Genomic DNA, 24,274 nt, shown 5'->3' on the forward strand with positions numbered 1-24,274 from the left:
GCGAGGAGGGCGAGGGCGACGGTCAGCCGGCCCGCGCGTCGATCTCGTCGCGGCGCGCGAGCACGAGCCGGTCGACGACGTCGTCCGGAAGCGGCGAGTCGGGCTGGAACGAGACCGAGCCCTTGGTGGTGCGGAACCCGTCCAGGTGGCCCGCGAGCGCCGCGACGACGTCCGGGCTGAACGGGTAGAGGCCCACGTGCGTGCGCGTCACCATGGCACTGACCAGGGGGCTGCCGCGGTAGCGCAGCGCCGGCATGCCGTAGCTGCGGCCCTCCTCGACGTCGGGCACCAGCGCCCGCGCCCGCTCGTAGACGCGCGCGACGGCGGCGCGCTCCGGTCCGGACAGGGTGGCCAGGTAGTCCTCGACGTCTCCCACGGGTCCATCGTGCGGCCCGCTGTCACGTCGCGCCACGCCACGTCGTCGGCAGTGCGGGGCGGATCGCCCGCCCCGCGGAAGGATGGGCAGCATGCCACGCACCGACACCCCCGCCCGACGACGCGCCGGGCGCGCACCCGACGGTGCCGTCGACCTCGAGGACCTGCGCCGGGTGGCGTTCGGCGCCGCGTACCGGATGCTCGGCAGCGTCACCGAGGCGGAGGACGTCGCCCAGGAGGCCATGCTGCGCGTGGCCCCGGTCGGGATGGTGGACCCGGTGGTGGTGAACCCGGCCGCGTACACCACGACGGTCGCGACGCGGATCGCGCTGGACGTGCTGCGCTCGGCGCGGGTGCGCCGCGAGTCGTACGTCGGCGAGTGGGTGCCCGAGCCGCTGGTCGGGGACGTCGTCGCCGCCGGGTCGGCGGGCCGGGAGGCCGCCGCGCACGCCGAGCTCGCCGACGACCTGTCCACGGCGTTCCTCGTGTTGCTGGAGACCCTCACCCCGGCGGAGCGGGCCGCGTTCCTGCTGCACGACGTGTTCGGCTATCCCCACCGGGAGTCGGCCCAGGTGATCGGGACGACGGAGCTGGCGGCGCGGCAGCTCGCGTCCCGGGCGCGGAGGCGCGTGGCGGCGCGGCAGGACGCCGCGACGGACGTGCGTCCCGTCCGGTCCGGGTCGCCCGACCCGCACGCGGAGGAGCTGGTGCGGCGGTTCATCGCGGCGACCGAGGAGGGCGACGTCGACGCGCTGGTGGAGCTGCTGGCCGACGACGTCGCGCTCACCGGCGACAGCGGCGGCAACGTGCCCGCGGGGCTGGCGGTGTCGCGCCCGGTGTCGGGCAACGTGGCGGTGGCCAGGCTGCTGTCGGGCTTCGCCAGGCGGGGCGCGCCGGCGCGCATCGAGGCGACCGTGGTCAACGGCAGCCCGGGCATGATCGCGTACGCCGACGACTCGGTGGGCGGCGGCGTCATCGGCACGTACGCCCTGCAGTTCTCCGGCGGCCGCATCGCCCGGATCGACGGCGTCATCAACCCGGAGAAGCTGCAGCACCTGGCCCCGCTGGCCGACCTGGAGGCGGTCGCCGCCGAGATCAGGGCCGCGGGGCGGCGCCGTCGGGACGCGCAGGCTCCCGACGGCCCACCGTCACCTTGAGCATGAGCACCAGTCCCACGAGGATCACGGCGACGATGCCCAGGGTGCCCCAGATGGTGGCGCCGGTGAGCGCGATGAGCAGCGTCCACATCGAGGGGGCGAGGAACGACACCGCGCGTCCTGTCGTGGCGTAGAGGCCGAAGATCTCGGACTCGCGCCCGGCGGGCGCCACGCGGGCCAGCAGGGAGCGGGACGCGGCCTGCGCGGGGCCGACGAAGCAGGTCAGCGCCAGCCCCGCCACCCAGAACACCACGGACCCGAACGAGTGCAGCGCGACGACCAGCAGCCCGCACGCCACGAGCCCGGTGAGCGAGCCGATGATCACCGCGCGGGGCCCGAACCGGTCGTCCAGGCGCCCGGCGACGATCGTGCTGAGGCCGGCGAGCAGGTTGGCGGCGATGCCGAACGCGATCACCGCGTCGTCGCTGAAGCGGAACGACACCGCGGCGATGACGGCGCCGAACGTGAACACGGCGGACAGCCCGTCGCGGTAGACGGCGCTCGCGAGCAAGAACCAGAAGGTCGGCCGCTCGTGCCGGTACAGGGCGACCACGTCGCGCACCAGGACGACGTAGCCGGCGAAGAACCCGACGCGTGGCCGGTCCTCGGCCGGCGGCGCCTCGGGCACGTACCGGAACAGCGGCCAGGCGAAGGCCACGGCCCACAGGGCGCAGCCGAGCGCGATGACCCGGTACGCCAGGCCGTCGTCGGTCGGCATGCCCCACCAGTCGAAGGTCTGCGCCACCACGACGAGGACGAGCGCGACGATCCCGCCCAGGTACCCCAGCCCCCACCCGAGGCCGGACACCCGCCCCACGGTGGCGCGCGTGGACACCTGCACGAGCATCGCGTTGTAGTTCACGCCGGCGATCTCGCTCGCCACGCTGCCGAGGGACACCAGGGCGGCGCCGAGCACGAACCAGGCCGGGTCGGCGCGCACCGCGAACAGGGCCGCCATGGCCAGGACCATGACCAGGGTCGCGCCGCCCACCCAGGCCTTGCGGCGCCCCTCGACGTCGGCGCGCCGCCCCAGCACGGGCGCGAGGAGCGCCACGAGCAGCCCGCCGATCGTGATCCAGAGGCCCAGCCCGCTGGTGAGCCCGGCCAGGGCGCGCTCGTGCACCGGGTCGGTCGCGGGCAGCGCTGCCACCTCCGGCGTCAGGAAGGCGTCGCTCGTGAGGTACAGCGCCGTGAAGACGAACGTGACGATCACGGTGTTGAACGGCTGCGTCGCCCAGTCCCACATCGCCCACGAGACGACCTGACGGCGCGGCACCGGCGCCTCCGCGACGTCCGACCCCGCCGCGCCGTCGTGCAGCGGGCCGTGAGGCGTGCTGTGCGGCGACCCGTGCGGGGCGGTGGGCGCGGCGTCGGGTACGGGTTCCGGCACCGCCGGTCGGTCGCTCATGAGGCGCAGTCTGCCCGACGCGGGGGCCCGGCGGGAGGGGCACGTCGCAGCGCGGTCGACGGCGCGCCGCGGCCGGCCCCCGCGGATACGATCGCGCCGTGCACGCTCCCGCCCCGCGACCACCTCGGCACCCCGGTCCCGCCGGGCGGTGGCAGCCCGACCGGCTCCTCGGCCCCGGCTTCGAGGAGCGGCCGCTCGGCCCCGCCACCCTGGTGCGGGCCGTCGACCGACCGGAGCGTCCCCGCGCCGTCGTGCTGCACGTGCACGGGTACAACGACCACTTCTTCCAGGCGCACCTCGCGCGGGCGTTCGTCGACGGCGGCCTGGCGTTCCACGCCGTCGACCTGCGCCGCGCGGGGCGCTCCCTGCTCGACAGCGACTCCGACACCGACCTCGCCGCCGGCCCGGGGGCCGGCGACCCGCTGCCCCCGCACTACGTCGCGAGCCTGCGCGAGGCGGGCGCCGACCTGTCCGCCGCGGCGCACGCCGTCCGGGAGCTCGAGCCCGGGCTGCCGCTCGTGGTGCACGCGCACTCGACGGGCGGCCTGAGCGCGGCGCTGTGGGCGCACGCCGTCCGGCACGACCCGGCGCACGGGCCCGACCTCCTGGTGCTGAACTCGCCCTTCTTCTCCCTCAGCGGCTCGCGCCTCGCGGACGCGGGCCGCTCCGCGGTGCTCGAGGTGCTGGGGCGGCGTCGCCCGCTGGCCGTCGTCAGCGCGAACCCGTCGGTGTACGCCGCGTCCCAGCACGCCTCCCGCGGCGGCCGGTGGGACTTCGACACCACGCTCAAGCGCCCCGAGGGGCTCCCGGCGCGCGCGGGCTGGCTCCGCACGGTCACGCGGGCGCAGGCCCGCCTGGCCCGCGGCCTCGCCGTCCCCGGGCCGGTCCTGGTCGCGCGCAGCGACTCCTCCGGCCCCGACCGGCCCGACAACCCGCGCCTCGACGCGCAGGACACCGTGCTCGACGTCGGGCGGATCGCGGCCCTGAGGCCCCGGGTCGGGCCCGACACGGCGCCGCTGGTCGTGCCCGGCGGCGTGCACGACCTCTCCCTGTCCGCCGACGCCCCCCGCCGGGCCTACCTCGACGGCGTCCTGGCGTGGCTCGACGCCCGTCTGCCGGACGTCCGTCCCCCGGGCGTCGAGCCGCCTCGCGCCGTCACCGACGGCACGACCGTCGACACGCACGAGGACCAGGAGCAGCCGTGAGACCGACCCCCGCGCACCCGTACCTCGACCCTCGAGGCGCCGACGGCGCACCGCTGCCCGTCCTCGCTCTGGCGCACCGCGGCTTCTCGCACGGCCGGGAGAACCTGGAGAACTCCCTCGCCGCGTTCGCCGCCGCGGTCGACCTGGGCTTCCGGTACGTCGAGACCGACGCGCACGGCACCTCCGACGGCGTCGCCGTCGCCCTGCACGACGCCTCCCTCGACCGCACCACCGACGCCACCGGCCGCGTGGCCGACCTGCCGTGGTCGGTCGTGCGGCACGCGCGCATCGGCGGCAGCGAGCCCGTGCCCCGCCTCGACGAGGTGCTCGGCACCTGGCCCGACCTGCGCGTGAACGTCGACGTCAAGGAGGACTCCGGGGTCGAGCCCACGGCCGCGGCGATCGAGCGCACGGGCGCGCACGACCGGGTCTGCGTCACGTCGTTCGACGTCGGGCGCCGCCGCGCGACCCTCGCCCGCCTGACCCGCCCGGTCGCGACGTCGGCCGGCCGCCGCGAGGTGGCGGGCTTCCTCGCCGGCGCCCGTCTCCGGGTGGACGCACTCGCCCGCCGCGCCCTGCGCGACGTGGACGCCCTGCAGGTCCCCGTCTCCGAGGGCCGCGTGCCCGTGGTCGACGCGAGGACCGTCGCCGCCGCCCACCGCGCCGGGCGGCAGGTGCACGTGTGGACGATCAACACCCCCGGGGAGATGGGCCGCCTCCTCGACCTCGGCGTCGACGGCATCGTCACCGACCGCGCCGACCTGCTGCGCGACGTGCTCGTCGCGCGCGGCCTGTGGGCCTGAGCGTCCCGCCGGTCAGGCCCGCCCAGGGCCCGCGCCACCGCCGGACGGCGGCACCAGCTCGACGCCCCACGTCTCGCGCACCACGTCCCGCCCGTCAGACGTCAGCCGCAGCCCCCGCCCGCTCGTCCGCGCCACCCATCCGGCGTCGAGGAAGCGGGCGCCGACGGCGGCGCCGAGCGCACCGGCCAGGTGCACGCGGCGCTCGGTCCAGTCCAGGCAGGCCCGCGTCGTCGGGCGGCGGGCGGCGGCCGCGCCGTCCACGTCCACGCCGAGACCGCGCAGCCCGTGGGCGCCCGCGTCCGTGAGGGCGAGGACGTCGGGATCGTCCAGCCACCCCCGCGCGACGCACGCCTCGGCCAGCCCCACGCCGAGCCGGCCCGCGAGGTGGTCGTAGCAGAACCGGGCCGCCGCCAGCCGGTCGGCCTCCCGGCTGCGCCGCAGCCCCGCCACGGGCAGAGGGCCCGCCAGCGCGCCGAGCGCCTCCAGGGCGTCGGCCACGTCGGGTCCCGCGAGGGCGTAGTACCGGTGCCTGCCGCGGGCGCGGCCGGTCACCAGCCCGGCGGCGACGAGCACCGCCAGGTGCTCCGACGCAGCGGGGGCGCCCACGCCCGCCGCCCTCGCCAGCTCCCCGGCGGGGCGTGCCGTGCCGTCCATGAGGAGCCCGACCATCGCCGACCGCGCCGGCGCGGACAGCGCCCGCCCGACGTCGGTGAAGTCCCGGTCCCGCCCGTCACCGCCCATGACCCCGACGATACGGCGACGACGCTTCGGCGGACGCCGAAACGTCCCGGGTCTACGGTCGCCGCATGACCGCCTCTGACGCCCCCGCCCCGCAGGACCTCGAGGTCCGCCTGCCCGGCACGCCCGGCGCCCTGGCCGACCTGGGCGAGACGCTCGGGCGCGCCGGCGTCAGCCTGGAGGGCGGCGGCGTGACCGGCCTCGACGGCGGCCGCGTCGCCCACTTCCTCGTCGACGACGGGCCCCGCGCGGTCGCCGCGCTGGTGGCGGCGGGCCTCGGGCCCGCGGTCGCCCGCGACGTCGTCACCACCCGGCTCGCCCAGGACGTCCCCGGGCAGATGGGCGCGTTCGCGCGCCGCCTCGCGGAGGCGGGGGTCGTGGTCCGGACCCTGTACAGCGACCACGACGGCAACCTCGTGCTGCTCGTCGCGGACGACGACCTCCCGGCGTGCCGGGACGTGGTGCGCGCGTGGGACGCCGACCGCGAGTCCGCGCGCACGGCCGGCGGGACGGCCGGCTACCGCTAGAGCCCGAGCTGGACCGTCACGCCGGGCCGGCCGGCCGGCGGCTCCTTCGAGATCTCCGCGTACGCCGCGGCGAGCAGGGTCGGGTCCGGCCCTTCGAGGCGCGTCGGCTTCGCGACGTCGTCCAGCACGACGAAGCGCAGCAGGTTTCCGCGCGTCTTCTTGTCCCGCTGCATGGCGGCGAGGAGCTTGTCCCAGCGGTCGCCGCGGTAGGTGGTCGGCAGGCCGAGCGAGTCGAGGATCGACCGGTGCCGGTCCACGACGGCGTCGTCGAGCTTGCCGCCGAGCCGGGCGAGCTCGGCCGCGAAGACCATCCCGACCGCGACCGCCGCGCCGTGCCGCAGCTGATAGCGCTCGGTGAGCTCGATCGCGTGCCCCAGGGTGTGCCCGTAGTTGAGGATCTCCCGCAGCCCCTGCTCCGTGAGGTCCTCCCCCACCACGCGGGCCTTGACGCGCACCGACCGTTCGATGAGCTCGGTCAGCACGGCCCAGGTCTCGGGCGAGGCGTCCGAACCCTTCCACTCCCGGAGCTCGTCGGCGTGCTCCTCGACGAGCTCGAGGATGCGCGGGTCGGCGATGAAGCCCGTCTTGACGACCTCCGCCATGCCGGCGACGAGGTCCCAGCGGTCGAGGGTCTCCAGGGCCGCCAGGTCGCACAGCACCCCGGCGGGCGGGTGGAAGGCGCCCACGAGGTTCTTGCCCTCGGCCGTGTTGATCCCCGTCTTGCCGCCCACGGCGGCGTCGACCATCGCGAGCAGCGTGGTCGGCACGTGCACGACCTTGATCCCCCGCAGCCACGTGGCCGCGACGAACCCTGCCAGGTCGGTCGTCGCGCCGCCGCCGACGGAGACGATCGCGTCCGAGCGCGTGAAGTCGGCCTGCCCCAGCACCTGCCAGCAGAACGCCGCCACCTGGGCGGTCTTCTGCTCCTCGGCGTCCGGGAGCTCGACGGCGAACGCCTCGTAGCCCTGCGCGACGAGGTCCTCGCGCACGGCCTCGCCGGTGGCCTGCAGCGACGCGGGATGCATGACCAGCACCCGCCGCACCCCGTCCCCGAGCAGGCCCGGCAGCTCGCCGAGCAGGTGTCGTCCGACGACGACGTCGTAGGACGGGGCTTCGTTCGTGCTGCCCTGCACGGTCACGCGGACCGTCATGACTGGACCTCCTGTGCCGATGTGCCCGCGGCCGCGTCGTGCTGCGCCGCGCCTTGCTGTGCCGAGCCGCCCGTCACCCCGGCGTGCACCTGCGCGGCGACCTCGTGCGCGGGCCGCTCGTCGGAGACCACGTGCATCGTGGCGAGGCGCTCGTAGGTGGGCCGACGCGCCTGCATCAGCTCGACCCACCGCGCCCGCGGGTTGCCCACGAGCAACGGACGGGACTGGTTGAAGCCGACGCGGGGCGCGGCGTGCGCGAGGGAGACGTCCAGGAAGACGACGGTGCCGCCGCCCGCGACGTAGCCCTCGAGCGCCCGCTGGGTGTGCTCGTCCATGATCGCGCCGCCGCCGAGCGCGAGGACGCCGGGGTGGCAGGCCAGGGCCGTGGTGACGGCCTCCCGCTCGAGCTCGCGGAACCGCGGCTCGCCGTCCTCCACGAAGATGTCGGCGACCGGCTTGCCCGCGGTGTCCTCGACGTCTGCGTCCGTGTCCCGGAACGCGACACCGAGCCGCTGCGCGAGCAGGCGGCCGACGGTCGTCTTGCCGCTGCCGGGCGGGCCGATGAGGACCGCGCGAGGGACGCCCGCGCTCATCGGAGCAGCTCGGGGATCGAGGCCAGGTACGACTCGGCGTTGCGCCGCACCTCGGCCACCGAGTCCCCGCCGAACTTCTCCACGACGGCCTGCGCCAGCTCGAGCGCCACCATCGCCTCCGCGACGACGGCGGCGGGCGGCACCGCGCACACGTCCGAGCGCTGGTGGTGGGCGGTGACGGCCTCGCCCGTCGCGACGTCGACCGTCGCCAGGGCGCGCGGCACCGTGGAGATCGGCTTCATCGCGGCGCGCACGCGCAGCACCTCGCCGTTCGACATGCCGCCCTCGATGCCGCCCGCACGGTTGGAGCGGCGGTGGATGTGGCCGTCGTCCCCGCGCTCGATCTCGTCGTGCGCGGCCGAGCCGCGGCGGCGGGCGGTGCGGAAGCCGTCGCCGACCTCCACGCCCTTGATCGCCTGGATGCCCATGAGCGCGCCCGCCAGCCGGGCGTCGAGGCGCCGGTCGCCCTGCACGTAGCTGCCGAGGCCGGTCGGCACGTCGTAGGCGAGCACCTCGACGACGCCGCCCAGCGTGTCGCCGTCCTTGCGGCACTCGTCGATCTCCGCGACCATCGCCGCGCTCGTCGTGGCGTCGAAGCAGCGCACCGGGTCGGCGTCGAGGGCGGCGACGTCCTCGGGCGCGGGCAGGTCGGCGCCCTCAGGCACCTCGACCGGGCCGATCGCCACGACGTGCGACACCAGCCGGACGCCGACGGCCTGCTCGAGGAACTTCGCCGCGACCAGGCCCAGCGCGACGCGCGTCGCGGTCTCGCGCGCCGACGCCCGCTCGAGCACCGGTCGCGCGTCGTCGAACCCGTACTTGCGCATCCCGACGAGGTCGGCGTGGCCCGGGCGCGGCCGGGTGAGCGGACGGTTGCGCGCGATCTCCCGCTCGTCACCGGTGCCGGCGTCGACGAGCAGCGCCTCGCGGTCGACGGGGTCCGGCGACATGACGTCGGTCCACTTGGGCCACTCGGTGTTGCCGATCTCGAAGGCCAGCGGGCCGCCCTGCGTGATCCCGTGGCGCAGGCCGCCGAGGACGCGCACCGCGTCCTGCTCGAACTTCATCCGGGCGCCGCGGCCGTAGCCGAGCCGCCGGCGGGCGAGCGCGGCCTGGATGTCCGCGGTCACCACCTCGACGCCGGCGGGCAGTCCCTCCAGCACCCCCACGAGTGACGGACCGTGCGACTCCCCCGACGTCATCCAGCGCAGCATGCCTGCGATTCTTCCACGCTCGCGCCGCCGGTCCGTCCGGTGGTCAGCGGGCGGACGCCGGCGCCGTCAGGGCCCGGCCGAGCGCGTCGTCCATGGCCGCGACCGGGGCCGTGCGCCCGGTCATGAGGCGCACCTGCTCCACCGCCTGGTGCAGCAGCATCCGCTCGCCCCCGACGACGGTGCCGCCCGCGTCCGACCAGGCGGTCGACAGGGCGGTGGGACGCGGGTCGTAGACGACGTCGAGCAGCACGCCGGCGGGTGTGCCGCCGTGGGCGGCGAGCGCGGCCGCGACCGGGTCGGCGGCGTAGGCGGGCATGGTGGAGACGACGACGTCGGCGTCCCGCAGCGCGCCGAGCGACGCCGACGGGTCGAGCACCTCGAACCGCGGGGACACGCCCATGCGCGCCGCCGCCTCCTGCAGGCCCGCCGTCCGGCCGAGGGAGCGGACCAGGACGCGCGGCGTCGTGCAGCCGAGCTCGCCCAGCGCAGCCAGCGTGGACGCGGCCGTGGCGCCGCCGCCGAGGACGACGGCGCTCTGCGCGCCGGCGCCGGAACGCCCCTGGGCGGCGAACCCCTCGCGCAGCGCGGTGACCAGGCCGTAGACGTCGGTGTTCGTGCCCGTGAGCGTCACGCCGCACTGCGCGGGGCCGACGAGCACCGTGTTGACGGCGCCCACGGCCACGGCGAGCGGGTCGACGTGGTCCACGAGGTCCATGACCGCGTGCTTGAGCGGCATCGTGACGCTCAGTCCGGCCCAGCCGAGGTCCAGCCCTCGCACCAGTGCCGGGAGGTCCGCCACGGTCGTGTCGATCGCGGAGTACTCCCACCCCTCGAGGCCGAGGGCGTCGTACGCGGCGGTGTGCAGGACGGGCGAGAGCGAGTGCGCGACGGGGTGTCCCAGCACCGCCGCTCGTCGGGTGACCGTCATGTCAGCCGGCGTTCTCCGAGGCCCACTTCTGGTACTCGGCGCGGTACTCGAGGAACTCTTGGTAGTTGTCCGTGAACTTGGTCTCGCCGGTGTCCAGGTTCACCGTCACGTACCAGTTCCAGTCGCCCTCGGGCGGGTCGAGGACGGCCTCGACCGACGGCCGACCCGGGTTGGCGATCGGCGTGGGCGGGAGCCCGGTGTTCTTGCGGGAGTTGTACGGATCGCTCGCGTCTGCGAACTCCGACTTCGTGATCTCGTCCGCCGGCTTGCCGAGCCCGTAGGAGTTGATCGCGTCCAGGTACAGCGCCTCGTCGCGGTCCAGGCGGTTCTCGATCACGCGTGCGACCTCGCCCCGGTACCCGTCCGGCGCCTCCTTCTCGACCAGCGACGCCTTGTTCAGGACGTCCTGCCAGTCGGACTTCTCGACCCCGAGCGACTCCAGCTCCTTCTTCGTCTGGTCCACCATCGCCGTGAGCAGGGTCGTGGCGTCGTCGCCCGGCTGGACGGTGTACGTCTTCGGGAACAGCCAGCCCTCGGCGTTGCCGTCGGCCTGCTTCGGCAGCCCGAACGACCCCGGGTCCTTCAGCGCCTTCTCGAGCTCCTTCGGCGTGATGTCCGTGACCGAGCCGACCTTGTCGACGACCTGCGCGACCGTGTACCCCTCGGGGATGGTCACGTTGGTCTGCAGCTTCTCGTTCTTCACCAGCGCGGCGACGGCGTCCGACGCCTTCATCTCGGCCTGCAGCTGGTAGGTGCCGGGCTGGATGCCGGCGGCGGCCGGGTTCTGGCCGAACGCGTCCGTGAACGCGCCGACGCTGGCCACGACGCCGGCCTCCTGCAGCACCGTGCCCATCTGGCCGCCGGTGGCCCCCTCGGGGATGACGACGTCGACGGGGTCCCCGCCCGGTCCCGGGTAGTCGTCGTTCTGCGAGCCGATGAAGGGCAGGTCGCCGACGAGCGAGTCCATGCGGTCCCAGAGCAGGTAGGCACCCGCGCCCACGAACGCGAGCACCACGACCAAGACCACCGCGGTGCGCTGCCTGCGGCGGCGCTTGCGCTTGGCGGCGGCCCTCCGGCCGGCGGCCGAGCGGCGCCGCGAGGGTGCCGCAGGCGCCTCCTGGAGGGCGGGGTGCTCGAAGAGGTCCGTCACGCCGGGTTCTTCCTTCTGACAGGGCCTGGGGTGGGCACGGTGGGTCGGGTTCTGCCGTCCGGGCTGGTCAGGCGCCCGGTCGCCGCAGCTCGACGAGCTCGCCGGCGCGCTCCCCCGCCGACCGCTCCACGTCGAGTGCAGATTGCAGAATGATAACGGCTGCGGCCTGGTCGACGACAGACCGGTGGGTCTTGGTGCGTCGCCCCGCCGACCGCAGCTGCGCGTGCGCCGTCACGGTCGTCATCCGCTCGTCCACCAGACGCACCTCGACGGGCGCGACGGCGGCCGCCAGCCGGGAGGCGAAGTCGCGCGCGTCGGCGGTGGCCGCGCCCTCCGCCCCGGACAGGTGCCGCGGCAGCCCGACGTACACGACCGCGGCGAACCGCTCCTCGGCCTCCGTCGCGATCCGCGCGACGTCGGGCGTCATCGTGGGCGCGCCGTCGGCGCCCGCGGGCACCTCCAGCACGCGAGGCACGGTCTCGACCGGCGTCGCGACGAGGCCGTCGGGGTCGCTGCCCGCCAGCCCGATGCGCGCCTTGCCGACGTCCACCCCGAGGCGCGCGCCCCGCGGCAGCCCGCGGGGCGCGTCCGGCTCCGGCGACGGTCCCGTCACGCGCCCGCCTGGGCCGCGCGCACGCCCTCGGACACGCCGGCCAGCGCGGCCGGCAGCGCCGACGCGTCGGTGCCGCCGCCCTGGGCCAGGTCCGGCTTGCCGCCGCCCCCGCCGCCCAGCGCCTTCGCGGCCACCTTGACGAAGTCGCCGGCCCGCAGGCCCGCGTCGCGCGCCCCGGCGTTCGTGCCGACGACCACCAGGGGACGTCCGCCCGCGACGCCGCCGACGGCGACGAGCACGGCCTCCGCGTCGCCCAGGCGCCCGCGCACGTCGAGCACGAGGGCGCGCAGGTCGTCGGCCGAGGCCACCTCGCCGGCGTCGTGCGCCACCACCCGCACGTCGCCGACGCGCTCCGCCTGCGCGGCGAGCGTGCCCGCCGCGGCGAGGATGCGGTCCTGGCGCAGGCCCGCCAGCTCCTTCTCGGTGTCCTTCAGGCGCGTGAGCAGCGAGCCCACGCGGTCGGCCAGCTCGTCCGGGCGCGCGCCCAGGAGGCCGGTGAGCTGGCCCACCAGGGCGTGCTCCTTGGCCTGGAAGCCGTACGCGCCGTCGCCCACGAGAGCGTCCACGCGGCGCACGCCGGAGCCGATCGAGGCCTCGCCGAGCAGCGCGACGCGACCCACCTCCCCGGTGGCCTTGACGTGCGTGCCGCCGCACAGCTCACGCGACCAGTCGCCGCCGATCGAGACGACGCGCACGGTGTCGCCGTACTTCTCGCCGAACAGCGCCATGGCACCCAGCTCGCGGGCGCGGGCGATCGGCATCGTCGCGTCCGTCACCTCGAGGTTCTCGGTGAGGCGCGCGTTGACCCGCTCCTCGATCTCGCCGAGGGCGTCCGCCGCCACCGGCGTCGGCGACCGGAAGTCGAAGCGCACGCGGCTCGGGGCGTTCTCCGAACCTGCCTGGGTGCGGTCCGGCCCGACCATCTCGTGCAGCGCCTTGTGGATCATGTGCGTGGCCGAGTGGGCGCGGCTGATCGCGACGCGACGCGCGACGTCGATCGTCGCGGTGCCGGGGTCGCCCAGCGCCACCGTGCCCTCGACCAGACGGCCGCGGTGCACGGACAGGCCCTTCACCGGGCGCTGCACGTCGTCGACCTCGATGGTCGCGCCGCCGTCGAGCACGATCGTGCCCTGGTCGGCGAGCTGGCCGCCGGCCTCCGCGTAGAAGGGCGTGCGGTCGAGGACGACCTCGACGTCGGCGGGCGCGGTCGCCGCGGGGGCGGGCACCCCGTCGACGAGCAGACCGGCCACCGTCACCGCGGACTCCGTGTCGGTGTACCCGAGGAACTCGACCGGCGCGGACAGCTCCTTGTTCAGGTGCTCGTACGAGCGGAGGTCGGCGTGGCCCGTCTTCTTCGCGAGCGCGTCGGCGCGGGCGCGCTGCTTCTGCTCCGCCATGAGGTCGCGGAACGCCTTCTCGTCCACCTGGACGCCCTGCTCGGCCGCCATCTCGAGCGTGAGGTCGATCGGGAAGCCGTACGTGTCGTGGAGCTGGAACGCCTCGGCGCCACCGAGCACCGGGGTGCCGCCGTCCGCTCCGTCCGAGGCCCGCGACTTCGCGCGACCCACGGCCGTGTCCAGGATGGTCGTGCCCTGCGCGAGCGTGCGGCGGAAGGCGTCCTCCTCCGCGTACGCGACGTCGCTGATGCGGGCGAAGTCGGCCTCCACCTCCGGGTAGGACGCCTTCATCGCGTCCTTGGACACGGGCAGCAGCGAGGGGAGCGCGACCTCGTCGACGCCGAGGAGGCGCACGGCGCGCACGGCGCGACGGACGAGGCGGCGCAGCACGTAGCCGCGGCCCTCGTTCGACGGGCGCACGCCGTCCCCGATCACCATGAGCGACGAGCGGACGTGGTCGGCGATCACGCGCATCCGCACGTCGTCCTCGGGGTCGGCGCCGTAGCGCTTGCCCGTCAGCTCCTCGACACGCGCGATGACGGGGTACACCTCGTCGATCTCGTAGAGGTTCTCCTTGCCCTGCAGCAGGTAGGCGATGCGCTCCAGGCCCGCGCCGGTGTCGATGCTCTTGTGCTCGAGCTCGCCCAGCAGCGGGTAGTTCTTGCCCTGGCCCTCGCCGCGCACGAACTGGTCGAAGACGAGGTTCCAGATCTCCAGGTAGCGGTCGCCGCCCGGGTCAACCGTGCCGCCCACGGCGTCGGGGCCGTACGCGGGGCCGCGGTCGTAGTGCCACTCGGCGCAGGGGCCCGCCGGGCCGGGCTGGCCCGTGTCCCAGAAGTTCTCCTCGCGGGGCAGGCGCACCACGTGCTTCGGGTCGAGCCCGACGCCCTTCGTGAGCGCGTCGAAGGCCTCGGCGTCCTCCTCCCAGATGGTCACCCAGAGGCGGTCGCCGTCGAGGCCGTAGCCGCCCTGGCCCTGGTCGGTCGTGAGGAGCTCCCACGCGAAGTCGATCGCCTCGCGCTTGAAGTAGTCCCCGAACGAGAAGTTGCCGTTCATCTGGAAGAACGTGCCGTGCCGCGTGGTGCGGCCCACGTTCTCGATGTCGTTGGTGCGGATGCACTTCTGCACGCTCGCGACCCGCGGCCACGGCGCCGGCTCCGTACCGAGGATGTACGGGATGAAGGGCACCATGCCCGCGATCGTGAACAGGATCGACGGGTCCGGCGAGACCAGGGGTGCGCTGGGCACGATCGCGTGGTCCTTCGACTCGAAGTAGTCGAGCCAACGCTTGCGGATCTCGGCGGTGCGCATGGTGTCCTTCAAATGATGTCGAGGCCGATGTCGAGGCTGACGTCAGACCGGTACGGCTGGTGACGGGTGTGACGAGCGGGTGGCCGCCCGCCGGGGGCGGCCGACCCCTATTCTCGCGCCCGCCGGGGGATGGTCGGAACGGGATTTCGCGGAGCGGGGATCAGAACGAGTAGCCGAGGTCCGCCTCGTCGGCGGCGATCTCGGCCTCGGTGTCGGGCCGTCCGTCGGGAGCGGATGCCGCGTGCCGGGCTCGTCCGGGCCCTCCGCGCAGGTCGGCGGCGCGCAGCCCGCTCGCGCGGACGTCGTCCGGGTCCGGCTGCCCCTCGGCGAGCAGCGCGGCGGTGAGCTCGGCTTCCCGGGCGCTGCGAGCCTGGGTGAACTCCCGCCGGAACGTGGCGACGAAGGTCTCCGCCCGGCGTCCGGCGTCCTGCGCCGCACGCTCCGCGCGGTCGACCACCGCCTCGGGCGCGTACTGCGCCACGATCTTGCGGCCACGCTGGACGACGACGACCGTCACCACGACGCCCACGCCGACCCAGAACAACCGGCGCATCAGCGGCCGGCCTTCGCGTCGTCGCCGCGGCCCGAGCGCGAGGCCCGGGCGAACGCCTGGCGCACGCCGTAGGAGAACGCCGCGACCTTGACCAGCGGGCGGCCGAGCGTCGAGGCGTACAGGCCGGCCAGCGCCGACACGTTCTCGCTGACCTGGGCAGCCGAGGTCGTGATCGTGTCCACCTTGACCAGCTGGTCGTTGGTGGAGGCCACCGTGGTGGCGGCCTCGTCGAGGATCGGCACCGAGTGCTCCGTGACCTCGCGGATGGAGCGCGTCGCCTCGTCGAGCACGCGCCCCAGCTTCACGAGCGGGATCGCGAGCAGGCCCACGAGCAGCACGAACGCGACGGCCGCGATGAGCCCGGCCACGTCACCCATCGACATCAGATCTCTCCTCGCACAGGCGTCAGACGGTCGGTCGTCACCCTATCCCGGGTGACCGGCCACGAACGGCGGACGCCCCGCCCCCCGCGAGGCGGGTGACGGGGCGTCCGAGGTGCTGCGGACTCGTCCGCGGCGATGCGCAGGATCAGCGCGCGTAGAACTCGACCACGAGCTGCACCTCGCAGGTCACGGGGACCTCGGCGCGCTTCGGCTTGCGGGTCAGCGTGGCCGACAGCTTCTCGAGGTTCACGTCGAGGTAGCCCGGGACGGCCGGCAGCACGTCGCGGTGCGCACCGGCGGCGGCGACCTGGAACGGCGTGGTCGTCTGCGACTTCGGCTTGACCTGGATGGTCTGGCCCGGCTTCACGCGGAACGACGGACGGTCGACGATCTTGCCGTCCACCAGGATGTGACGGTGCGTCACGGCCTGGCGGGCCTGCAGGATGGTGCGGCCGAAGCCGGCGCGCAGCACGAGCGCGTCGAGACGCGTCTCGAGGTCCTCGACCATGACCTCACCGGTCAGGCCCGGGTGCTTGCGGGCGTTCTCGTACACCTTGAGGAGCTGCTTCTCGCGGAGCGCGTACTGCGCGCGCAGACGCTGCTTCTCGCGGAGGCGGACCGCGTAGTCCGACTCGGTGCGGCGGCGGGCGCGGCCGTGCTCACCCGGGGGGTACGGGCGCTTCTCGAAGTGGCGGACGGCCTTCGGGGTCAGCGCGAGGCCGAGCTTGCGGCTCAGGCGGACCTGGCGGCGCGACTTGGTGACAGCGGTCACTGGTTGCTTCCTGTCCTGTGGTGATGGATGAGGTCACACCCGACGTCCGCCCCGTGGAGGGGAGGTCTCGGGTGCGGGACCAGCCGATGGAGCTCCTGCGCGGGGCGGGTGCTCACGGGGCCGAGGTCCCAGGTGGTCGCCGGAAACGGCAACCGCAGCATCTTACCGCATCCCGCGGGGCGCCCCGGCCCGTCGGGCTCCACCCATGCCTCCTCCGGCAAGGTCTTGTCGCCGGCGTCGCCCGGGCGCTTGACTGTGCACCGCCGGCACGGCGCCGGTCGGTCGCCCGAAGGAGTCGCCCCGATGCCCTCCCCCGTCACCCTCTCGCCCCGCTCCGCCGAGGTGGTCCGCTCCACCCTGCCCGTGGTCGAGGACTCGATCGACGACATCACCACGATCTTCTACCGCACCCTCCTGGACGAGCACCCCGGCCTGCTCGGGTCGATGTTCTCCCCCGAACGCATCACCGACGGCAGCCAGCAGCGCGCGCTCGCGGCCGCGATCACCTCGTGCGCGGCGATGCTCGTCGCCGACGAGGACGCCGACCCCCGCGACGTGCTCGCCCCGGTCGCCCAGCGGCACCGCGCGGTCGGCGTGGAGCCGGCCCAGTACGAGGTGGTCCACCAGCACCTGTTCGCCGCCATCGTCGCGGTGCTGGGGGACGCGGTGACGCCGGAGGTGGCGGCCGCCTGGGACGAGGTCTACCGGACGATGGCGGGCACCCTCATCGAGCTCGAGGCCGCCTGACGCACGGTCGCCGGCCGGTAGGCGCGTCAGGCGTCGTCCAGGATCTGCCGGATCCGCGCCACCCGGTCGGTGACCTGCTTCTCGAACCCGCGGTCGCTCGGGTCGTAGTACCGCCGCCCCGCGAGCTCGTCGGGGAGGTACTGCTGCGCCGCGATCGCGTGCGGCGCGTCGTGCGCGTACCGGTATCCCTTGCCGTGCCCGAGCCCCTCGGCGCCCGCGTAGTGCGCGTCACGCAGGTGCGGCGGCACGACGCCCACCTTCCCCGCCCGCACGTCCGCGAGCGCCGCGTCGATCCCCTGGTACGCCCGGTTGGACTTCGGCGCGGTCGCCAGGTGCACGACCGCCTCCGCGAGGACGATCCGCCCCTCGGGCATCCCGATGAGCTGGACGGCCTGCGCCGCCGCCACCGCGGTCTGCAGGGCGGACGGGTCGGCCATGCCGACGTCCTCCGCCGCGGAGATCACGAGACGCCGCGCGATGAAGCGCGGGTCCTCGCCCGCGGCCACCATCCGGGCCAGGTAGTGCAGGGCGGCGTCCACGTCCGAGCCCCGGATCGACTTGATGAACGCCGAGACGACGTCGTAGTGCTGGTCGCCGTCGCGGTCGTACCGCACGGCGGCGACGTCGACGGCGCGCTCGACCGTGTCGAGGTCCACGGCGACCGGGTCCCCGGGCGTGCGGCCGGGGACCGCGTCCGCGAGGGCCGCGCCGGCGGCGGCCTCCAGGATGGTCAGGGCCTTGCGCGCGTCCCCGCCCGCCATGCGCACGAGCTGGTCCTCAGCCTCGTCCGTCAGCTCGACGGCGCCGTCCAGGCCGCGCTCGTCCGCGACGGCGCGGCGCACGAGGGCGCGGACGTCGTCGCCGGTGAGGGGCTTGAGCGTGAGGAGCAGGGACCGGCTCAGCAGCGGGGAGTTGACCGAGAACGACGGGTTCTCCGTGGTGGCGGCCACCAGCGTCACCCAGCGGTTCTCGACGCTGGGCAGCAGCGCGTCCTGCTGCGTCTTGGAGAAGCGGTGCACCTCGTCGATGAAGAGGACGGTCTCCTCGCCGCCGGTGGCGAGACGCCGCCGGGCGTCCTCGACGACCTGGCGCACCTCCTTCACGCCGGCGGTGACCGCGGAGAGCTCGACGAACCGCCGCCCGGACACCGTCGCGACGAGGTACGCCAGCGTGGTCTTGCCCACGCCGGGCGGCCCCCACAGGATCACGGACCCCGGGGCGGCACGGCGCGCGGACTCGTCGTCCGGCTCCACCAGGCGGCGCAGCGGCGATCCCGGCACGAGCAGGTGCGCCTGGCCCGCGACCTCGTCGAGGGCAGCCGGCCGCATGCGCACGGCCAGGGGGGCGCTCGGGCCGCTGCGGCCGGTCGCCGGCGTGCCGCGGGTGCCGGTGAGCGCGGCGTCGAACAGGTCCATGCGGCCCAGCCTACGGAGCGCCACCCACGCCCCGGGCCCGCGTCACGGCTCGGGGGATGTGATGTAGCGCTCGACGGTCGGCGCGAGCCAGGCGACGACGTCCGCGCGGGACATCTCGGCCGCGGGCCCGAACTTCAGCACGTACCGCAGCAGCGCCATCCCGAGGATCTGCGACGCGACCAGCGTCGCGCGGCGGGGCGCGTCGGCGGGGTCGTGGCCGAAGCGCTCCGCGGCGGGCACGAGCTGGTCGCGGAAGACGCCGCGCAGGCGCTGGGCGCCCGCCGGGTTCGTGACGCCGACGCGCAGCAGCGTGACGAGCACGCCGTCGCGCTCCCACAGCTCCAGGAAGTGCGTGACCAGCACGCGGCCGAGGTCCTCGGCGGGGATCCGCGCGGGGTCGGGGATGTCGAGGGCCACGTCCACCACCCGCGCGAAGAGGCCCTCCTTGGAGCCGAAGTAGCGGATGACCATCGAGGGGTCGATGCCCGCCTGCCCGGCGATGGCCCGCACCGTCGCGCCGTCGTAGCCGTCCTGGGCGAACCGGTCCCGCGCGGCCTCGAGGATCGCGGCGCGGGTGGCGTCCGAGCGCCGGGGTGCGGGGGTGACGTCCATGCCGAGAGCATATGCCAACACCTGTTGACCTTGCGGGCCGACAGGCCTACCGTCGAACATGCCAACGCTTGTTGACGTCGGGAGGGATCATGAGCGCGCGCAACAGGACGACATCGGACCCGGTGGCGGACGTGGTGGTGGTCGGGGCCGGGCCCACCGGGCTGCTCCTCGCCGGCGACCTCGCCGCGGCAGGGGCGCGCGTGACCGTCCTCGAGAAGCGGCCTGCGGGCCTGAGCAACCTCACCCGCGCGTTCGCGGTGCACGCGCGCAGCCTCGAGGCGCTCGACGCGCGCGGGCTGGCGGACGAGCTGCTCGCCACCGGCCGGCGGGTGCGGAGCATCCGCGTGTTCGGGCGGGCCGACGTGCGCCTCGACACGCTGCCCGGCCGGTTCCCCTTCGTGCTCGTCACGCCGCAGTACGAGGTGGAGCGGCTGCTGCGCCGGCGTGCGGAGGAGGCGGGCGCCGTGTTCCGGCACGGGATGCGCGTCACCGACGTGGGCCAGGACGACGGCGGCGCCTCAGTGCTGGCGGCCGACGAGACCGGCGACGGGGCCGGCCACGAGGGAGGCGACGCGGCTGCGGGCGCCCCGGTCCGGTTCCGCGCGCCGTGGGTGGTCGGTACGGACGGCGTGCGCTCGACGGTGCGGCGGGCGGCGGGCCTGCCGTTCCCCGGGGAGACGGTGATCCGCGCGATGGTGCTGGCCGACGTCCGCCTCGCCCGGCCCCCGCAGGACGCGCTCACCGTGGCGTCGTCCGGGGGTTCGCTCGGCTTCCTCGCGCCGTTCGGCGACGACTGGTACCGGTTCATCGGCTGGGACGAGGCGCTCGACCCCGGCCACGAGGGGCCCGTGGATCTCGACGAGGTGCGCGCCGTCGCGCGGGCGACGCTCGGCGACGACCACGGCATGGCGGAGCTGCGGTTCGCCACCCGGTTCGCCGCCGACGAGCGCCAGGTGCCGCGGTACCGGGTCGGGCGCGTGCTGCTCGCGGGCGACGCCGCGCACGTGCACAGCCCGGCGGGCGGGCTCGGCATGAACACGGGGCTGCAGGACGCCGCGAACCTGTCGTGGCGCCTCGCCGCCGTGGTGCGTGGCGCCGACGACGCGCTGCTGGACGGGTACTCGGCCGAGCGGCACCCGGTGGGCGCCCAGGTGCTGCGCGCGAGCGGGACCCTGCTGCGGCTCGCCACCCGCCCGGGACCGGCCGCAGCCGCGGCGCGCGCGGCGGGCGCCACGCTCCTGTCCCGCGCGGCGCCCGTGCGCCGCCGCGCCGCGGGCGTGGTGTCGGCGCTCGGCGTGCGCTACCCGGCCCCGCCCGGGGCGCACCATGCCGCCGGGCGCCGCGTGCCCGACCTGCCGCTGGTCGCGGGCCCCTCGGGGTCGCGCCTGGCCGAGGCCCTGCGCGAGGGGCGCTTCGTGCTCGTCGGGCCCGCGGAGGGCTCCCCGGCGACGGTCCCGCCGGGACCCGGTGAGGTCGACGCCGCCGAGCGGGTGGTGGTGCGGCGCGCGGACGGCCGCGACGCGACGCTGCTCGTGCGCCCCGACGGCTACCTCGCCGACGCCCGGGTGCCGGCGGCGACGTCAGGGGCGTGAGCTCTCGAACTCCTGACCCAGGACGTACCCCAGCCGCCGGTACATGTTGCGGGCGGCGACGTTGTGGGCGTACACGCCCAGCGTGACCATCGACGCCTCGGAGACCCCGGCGCGGGTCGCCGAGGCCGTCACGGCCGCCCCGATCCCCCGGCCCCGCCACGCCGGGTCCGTACCGATCGACCCCAGGGTCCACGGCCGCCCCGGCACGCGGCGCGACGCGCCTGCCACGGCGCGCACGACGCCGTCGTCGTCCCGCCAGCCCCACCAGCGGGACCGCGGCTCGCCCACGGGCAGCTCGCCGTCCGGGTTCGCGACCGCGAGGCAGGCGGCCGCCTCGGCACGTCCGGCGTCGCCCAGCAGCTCGACGACCCGCTCCTCGCCCGCGACGACGGCGGGCGGTCCCGTGACGGCGTACCAGTCCCACGCGTCGAACGGCGCACGGTCGAACGGCGCGGGGACGACGGCGCCGCCGCACGCGCCGGCCGCCGACACCGCGGCGTAGGTGCCGCGCGGCATGGACGCCCGCACGACCGGCCCCAGCCCGCCAGGGCGAAGCTCCGCCTCCGCGGCGAGGAGCAGACGTGCCGCGCCCTCGGCGCCGCCCACGGCCAGCAGGCTGACCCCGGCCGCGTCGTGGTCGACGGCCAGCGGGCGCCCCCCGTCGATCCGCTCGCGCCAGCGCAGCCGCACGAGGAACGCGTCGTCGTCGTGCCAGACGTGGCTGGCGTCCCACCCGCCGTGGGCGGCCTCGGCGACCACGACGGGGTGGTGCGCCCAACGGGGAGGCACGCTCGCCCCGGCCACCTGGGTGACCGGGGCGAGCGACGGCGCGTCGAGGGAGAGCGTCACTCCCCGTCGGCCTGGGGGACGGCGTCCACCCCGGCCTCCTTGCGCTGCTCGGGCGTGATCGGGGCGGGGGCCTCGGTGAGCGGGTCGTAGCCGCCGCCCGACTTCGGGAACGCGATGACGTCGCGGATCGACGCCGACCTCGTCAGCAGCGCGACGATGCGGTCCCAGCCGAACGCGATGCCGCCGTGCGGCGGGGCGCCGAACTTGAAGGCGTCGAGGAGGAAGCCGAACTTCTCCTGCGCCTCCTCGGGGCCGATGCCCATGACGTCGAACACGCGCTCCTGCACGTCGCGGCGGTGGATTCGGATCGAGCCGCCGCCGATCTCGTTGCCGTTGCAGACGATGTCGTAGGCGTAGGCGAGCGCGTTGCCCGGGTCGGACTCGAAGCTGTCGACCCACTCCGGCTTGGGCGACGTGAACGCGTGGTGCACGGCGGTCCAGGCGGAGTGGCCCAGGTCGACGTCGTCGTCCTCGCCGGTCGGCTTGAACAGCGGCGCGTCCACGACCCAGACGAACGCCCAGGCGTCCTCGTCGACCTGGCCGGTGCGGTGCGCGATCTCGAGCCGGGCCGCGCCGAGCAGCGCGCGGGCCTCGGCGGTCTTGCCCGCCGCGAAGAACACGGCGTCGCCCGGCTGCGCGCCGGTGGCGGCGGCGAGGCCGTCGCGCTCGGCGTCGGACAGGTTCTTGGCGACCGGGCCGCCCAGCGTGCCGTCCTCGCCGTAGGTGACGTACGCGAGGCCCTTGGCCCCGCGCTGCTTGGCCCACTCCTGCCAGGCGTCGAACTGGCGGCGCGGCTGCGACGCGCCCCCGGTCATGACGACGGCACCCACGTACTCGGCCTGGAAGACCCGGAACGGGGTCTCGGCGAAGTAGTCCGTCAGCTCGACCAGCGGGTTGCCGAAGCGCAGGTCAGGCTTGTCCGTGCCGTACAGGCGCATGGCCTCGGCGTAGGTCATACGGGCGATCGGCGTGGGGATCTCGACGTCGATCAGCTTCCACAGGGCGGCGAGGACCTGCTCGGCGAGCGCGATGACGTCGTCCTGGTCGACGAAGCTCAGCTCGACGTCCAGCTGCGTGAACTCCGGCTGGCGGTCGGCGCGGAAGTCCTCGTCGCGGTAGCAGCGTGCGATCTGGTAGTAGCGCTCCAGCCCGCCGACCATGAGCAGCTGCTTGAACAGCTGGGGGCTCTGCGGCAGCGCGTACCAGGAGCCGGGCGCCAGGCGCGCGGGCACCAGGAAGTCGCGCGCGCCCTCGGGCGTCGAGCGGGTCAGCGTGGGCGTCTCGACCTCGACGAAGTCGTGCTCGTCGAGCACGCGGCGGGCCGCCTGGTTCGCCTTGGCGCGCAGCCGCAGGGCGTGTGCCGGCGCGGGGCGGCGGATGTCGAGGTAGCGGTGCTTGAGGCGCGCCTCCTCGCCGATCACCTCGGTGTCCGCGAGCGCCGTCGACACCTGGAACGGCAGCGGCGCGGACTCGTTCAGCACGACGACGTCCTTGGCCACGAGCTCGATCTCGCCCGTGGCGAGGTTCGGGTTGGCGTTGCCCTCGGGGCGGCGACCGACCTCGCCCGTGACCTGGAGGACGAACTCGGAGCGGAGCGGGTGCGCCACCGCCTCGTCGCGGATGACGACCTGGGCGATGCCGGACGCGTCGCGCAGGTCGATGAAGGCCACTCCCCCGTGATCCCGGCGCCGATCGACCCACCCCGTGAGGGTGACGGTCTGACCGATGTGCTCGGCCCGCAGTGAGCCGGCCGTGTGGGTGCGGAGCACGGAGTGTTCCTTTCGAACGGGGTGGGAGGACCGCGTCGCCGGTGGCGACGTCCGGGCGCGCTGGCGCGCCCGTGCGAGTCTAGTCGTTGGCCGGCCCCCTTCTGCGAGGAGATTCCCATGGCGCCACGGATCGCCACCACGACCGCCGTCGACCGCGACGGGCTGCTGGAGGTGCTGCGGGAGCGTCGGCACGGCGTGCTCGTCACCACCCGGCGGGACGGCTCGCCGCAGCTGAGCCCGGTGACGTTCGGCGTCGACGCGGCCGGCCGGGTGGTGGTCTCGACGTACCCGGACCGCGCGAAGGCGGTGAACCTGCGGCGGGACCCGCGGGCGTCGTTCCTGGCCCTCGGCGACGACTTCGACGACGCCTGGGTGCAGGTGGACGGCACGGCCGAGGTCATCGACGTGCCCGACTCGGTGGAGCCGCTGGTCGAGTACTACCGCGCCGCCGCGGGCAAGGAGCACCCCGACTGGGAGGAGTACCGGGAGGCGATGCTGCGCCAGGGCAAGAGCGTCGTGCGGATCACGGTCGAGCGGTGGGGCCCCGTCGCCACCGGCGGGTTCCCCGCCCGGCTGGTCGAGGGCGCCTGAGAGGCTGGTCACACCCACGGCACGGCCTGCCCTGCGGGCCGTAACGTCGACCCCATGGCGACGTTGCCCGACCCCGTCTGGCCCGTGCTCGTTCTCGCGTTCGTCTCCGCGGGCGACGCGCTCCTGTGCGTGAGACCCGCGGCGTTCATCGCGCAGTGCTTCCGGGACGTGAACTTCCCGGAGCGCTGGTGGTGGGTGATGCCGTGGATCAAGGCCGCCGCCGCGGCCGGGCTCGTCGCCGGGATCTGGATCCCCTACCTCGGGCTCGTGACCGCCGTCTGCCTGGTCGTGTACTTCGTGCTCGCCCTGACGTTCCACGTCCGGGCGCGGGACTTCGGCCGCAACTTCTTCGTCAACGCCACGGGCATGTTCCTGCTGTGCCTGTTCGTGCTGTGGTTCTCGTTCCTGCGCTGAGCCCGCC

General features: G+C 75.2%; 25 protein-coding genes. 8 read left to right on the plus strand and 17 right to left on the minus strand.

What is annotated here, in order from left to right; all coding sequences use genetic code 11:
• Positions 1-22 precede the first annotated feature (22 nt).
• Positions 23-376 carry an iron chaperone gene (locus ACQP6G_RS07175; RefSeq protein ID WP_429763579.1) on the minus strand — a complete coding sequence of 118 codons (354 nt, stop codon included), beginning with the start codon at positions 374-376 and terminating at the stop codon, positions 23-25.
• Between the two features lie 91 nt (positions 377-467).
• Here ACQP6G_RS07175 and sigJ point away from each other — a divergent pair, with 91 nt between their 5' ends.
• Positions 468-1,532: an RNA polymerase sigma factor SigJ gene (gene sigJ / locus ACQP6G_RS07180; RefSeq protein ID WP_429763581.1), complete on the plus strand. Its 1,065-nt coding sequence runs from the start codon at positions 468-470 to the stop codon at positions 1,530-1,532.
• Here sigJ and ACQP6G_RS07185 read toward each other — a convergent pair.
• Positions 1,471-2,940: an MFS transporter gene (locus tag ACQP6G_RS07185; protein WP_429763583.1), complete on the minus strand. Its 1,470-nt coding sequence runs from the start codon at positions 2,938-2,940 to the stop codon at positions 1,471-1,473. The genes sigJ and ACQP6G_RS07185 overlap by 62 nt on opposite strands.
• Before the next feature lie 98 nt (positions 2,941-3,038).
• On the opposite strand from ACQP6G_RS07185, the gene ACQP6G_RS07190 reads away from it, so the two are divergent.
• Positions 3,039-4,145, plus strand: coding sequence for an alpha/beta hydrolase (locus ACQP6G_RS07190; RefSeq protein ID WP_429763585.1), 1,107 nt, complete (start codon positions 3,039-3,041; stop codon positions 4,143-4,145).
• On the plus strand, positions 4,142-4,948 hold the full coding sequence (locus tag ACQP6G_RS07195) for a glycerophosphodiester phosphodiesterase family protein (protein WP_429763587.1): 807 nt from the start codon (positions 4,142-4,144) through the stop codon (positions 4,946-4,948). The genes ACQP6G_RS07190 and ACQP6G_RS07195 overlap by 4 nt, the downstream gene beginning before the upstream one ends.
• Positions 4,949-4,960: 12 nt before the next feature.
• Here ACQP6G_RS07195 and ACQP6G_RS07200 read toward each other — a convergent pair whose 3' ends face one another.
• Positions 4,961-5,689 carry an ArsR/SmtB family transcription factor gene (locus tag ACQP6G_RS07200; RefSeq protein WP_429763589.1) on the minus strand — a complete coding sequence of 243 codons (729 nt, stop codon included), beginning with the start codon at positions 5,687-5,689 and terminating at the stop codon, positions 4,961-4,963.
• Between the two features lie 65 nt (positions 5,690-5,754).
• Here ACQP6G_RS07200 and ACQP6G_RS07205 point away from each other — a divergent pair, with 65 nt between their 5' ends.
• Positions 5,755-6,213, plus strand: a complete 459-nt coding sequence (locus ACQP6G_RS07205; RefSeq protein WP_429763591.1) for a hypothetical protein — start codon at positions 5,755-5,757, stop codon at positions 6,211-6,213.
• Here ACQP6G_RS07205 and aroB read toward each other — a convergent pair.
• The 10 genes from aroB to rpsD form a co-directional block, all read right to left on the minus strand.
• The gene (gene aroB / locus ACQP6G_RS07210) at positions 6,210-7,364 is read right to left on the minus strand and encodes a 3-dehydroquinate synthase (protein WP_429763592.1); all 1,155 of its coding nucleotides are present in this window, start codon (positions 7,362-7,364) and stop codon (positions 6,210-6,212) included. The genes ACQP6G_RS07205 and aroB overlap by 4 nt on opposite strands.
• Complete coding sequence (locus ACQP6G_RS07215) at positions 7,361-7,957, minus strand: shikimate kinase (protein WP_429763593.1); 597 nt, start codon at positions 7,955-7,957, stop codon at positions 7,361-7,363. The genes aroB and ACQP6G_RS07215 overlap by 4 nt, the downstream gene beginning before the upstream one ends.
• Positions 7,954-9,171, minus strand: coding sequence for a chorismate synthase (aroC, locus tag ACQP6G_RS07220; RefSeq protein WP_429763594.1), 1,218 nt, complete (start codon positions 9,169-9,171; stop codon positions 7,954-7,956). The genes ACQP6G_RS07215 and aroC overlap by 4 nt, the downstream gene beginning before the upstream one ends.
• Before the next feature lie 43 nt (positions 9,172-9,214).
• A complete protein-coding gene (locus ACQP6G_RS07225) occupies positions 9,215-10,099 on the minus strand; it encodes a shikimate dehydrogenase (RefSeq protein ID WP_429763595.1) in 885 nt (294 codons plus the stop codon).
• 1 nt (position 10,100) lies between these two features.
• Positions 10,101-11,249 (minus strand): endolytic transglycosylase MltG, encoded by a 1,149-nt coding sequence (mltG, locus tag ACQP6G_RS07230; RefSeq protein WP_429763596.1) that lies wholly within the window; start codon positions 11,247-11,249, stop codon positions 10,101-10,103.
• Between the two features lie 67 nt (positions 11,250-11,316).
• Positions 11,317-11,862 (minus strand): Holliday junction resolvase RuvX, encoded by a 546-nt coding sequence (gene ruvX / locus ACQP6G_RS07235; protein ID WP_429763597.1) that lies wholly within the window; start codon positions 11,860-11,862, stop codon positions 11,317-11,319.
• Positions 11,859-14,570, minus strand: a complete 2,712-nt coding sequence (alaS, locus tag ACQP6G_RS07240) for an alanine--tRNA ligase (RefSeq protein WP_429763598.1) — start codon at positions 14,568-14,570, stop codon at positions 11,859-11,861. Before alaS ends, ruvX begins: the two co-directional genes overlap by 4 nt.
• 160 nt (positions 14,571-14,730) lie before the next feature.
• The gene (locus ACQP6G_RS07245; RefSeq protein ID WP_429763599.1) at positions 14,731-15,123 is read right to left on the minus strand and encodes a hypothetical protein; all 393 of its coding nucleotides are present in this window, start codon (positions 15,121-15,123) and stop codon (positions 14,731-14,733) included.
• Entirely contained in the window at positions 15,123-15,506 is a 384-nt protein-coding gene (locus ACQP6G_RS07250; protein ID WP_429763601.1) for a DUF948 domain-containing protein, read from the minus strand. Before ACQP6G_RS07250 ends, ACQP6G_RS07245 begins: the two co-directional genes overlap by 1 nt.
• 145 nt (positions 15,507-15,651) lie before the next feature.
• Positions 15,652-16,278, minus strand: a complete 627-nt coding sequence (rpsD, locus tag ACQP6G_RS07255; protein WP_429729429.1) for a 30S ribosomal protein S4 — start codon at positions 16,276-16,278, stop codon at positions 15,652-15,654.
• 303 nt (positions 16,279-16,581) lie between these two features.
• Here rpsD and ACQP6G_RS07260 point away from each other — a divergent pair, with 303 nt between their 5' ends.
• Complete coding sequence (locus ACQP6G_RS07260) at positions 16,582-17,025, plus strand: globin domain-containing protein (protein ID WP_429763602.1); 444 nt, start codon at positions 16,582-16,584, stop codon at positions 17,023-17,025.
• A gap of 26 nt (positions 17,026-17,051) precedes the next feature.
• Here ACQP6G_RS07260 and ACQP6G_RS07265 read toward each other — a convergent pair whose 3' ends face one another.
• Positions 17,052-18,440, minus strand: a complete 1,389-nt coding sequence (locus tag ACQP6G_RS07265) for a replication-associated recombination protein A (RefSeq protein ID WP_429763603.1) — start codon at positions 18,438-18,440, stop codon at positions 17,052-17,054.
• A gap of 42 nt (positions 18,441-18,482) precedes the next feature.
• Positions 18,483-19,052 (minus strand): TetR/AcrR family transcriptional regulator, encoded by a 570-nt coding sequence (locus tag ACQP6G_RS07270; protein ID WP_429763604.1) that lies wholly within the window; start codon positions 19,050-19,052, stop codon positions 18,483-18,485.
• 11 nt (positions 19,053-19,063) lie between these two features.
• On the opposite strand from ACQP6G_RS07270, the gene ACQP6G_RS07275 reads away from it, so the two are divergent.
• The gene (locus tag ACQP6G_RS07275; protein WP_429763605.1) at positions 19,064-20,644 is read left to right on the plus strand and encodes an FAD-dependent oxidoreductase; all 1,581 of its coding nucleotides are present in this window, start codon (positions 19,064-19,066) and stop codon (positions 20,642-20,644) included.
• On the opposite strand, the gene ACQP6G_RS07280 is transcribed toward ACQP6G_RS07275, so the two are convergent.
• Together ACQP6G_RS07280 and aspS are read right to left on the minus strand one after the other, a co-directional pair.
• Positions 20,633-21,493: a GNAT family N-acetyltransferase gene (locus tag ACQP6G_RS07280; protein WP_429763606.1), complete on the minus strand. Its 861-nt coding sequence runs from the start codon at positions 21,491-21,493 to the stop codon at positions 20,633-20,635. The two genes, ACQP6G_RS07275 and ACQP6G_RS07280, sit on opposite strands and share 12 nt — an antisense overlap.
• Positions 21,490-23,262 carry an aspartate--tRNA ligase gene (gene aspS / locus ACQP6G_RS07285; RefSeq protein ID WP_429763607.1) on the minus strand — a complete coding sequence of 591 codons (1,773 nt, stop codon included), beginning with the start codon at positions 23,260-23,262 and terminating at the stop codon, positions 21,490-21,492. The genes ACQP6G_RS07280 and aspS overlap by 4 nt, the downstream gene beginning before the upstream one ends.
• A 117-nt stretch (positions 23,263-23,379) precedes the next feature.
• Here aspS and ACQP6G_RS07290 point away from each other — a divergent pair, with 117 nt between their 5' ends.
• On the plus strand, positions 23,380-23,853 hold the full coding sequence (locus ACQP6G_RS07290) for a PPOX class F420-dependent oxidoreductase (RefSeq protein WP_429763608.1): 474 nt from the start codon (positions 23,380-23,382) through the stop codon (positions 23,851-23,853).
• A 54-nt stretch (positions 23,854-23,907) separates the two neighbouring features.
• The gene (locus ACQP6G_RS07295; protein ID WP_429763609.1) at positions 23,908-24,267 is read left to right on the plus strand and encodes a DoxX family protein; all 360 of its coding nucleotides are present in this window, start codon (positions 23,908-23,910) and stop codon (positions 24,265-24,267) included.
• Positions 24,268-24,274 lie beyond the last annotated feature (7 nt).

This window comes from Isoptericola nanjingensis (assembly GCF_050311635.1).
GTDB lineage: Bacteria > Actinomycetota > Actinomycetes > Actinomycetales > Cellulomonadaceae > Isoptericola > Isoptericola nanjingensis.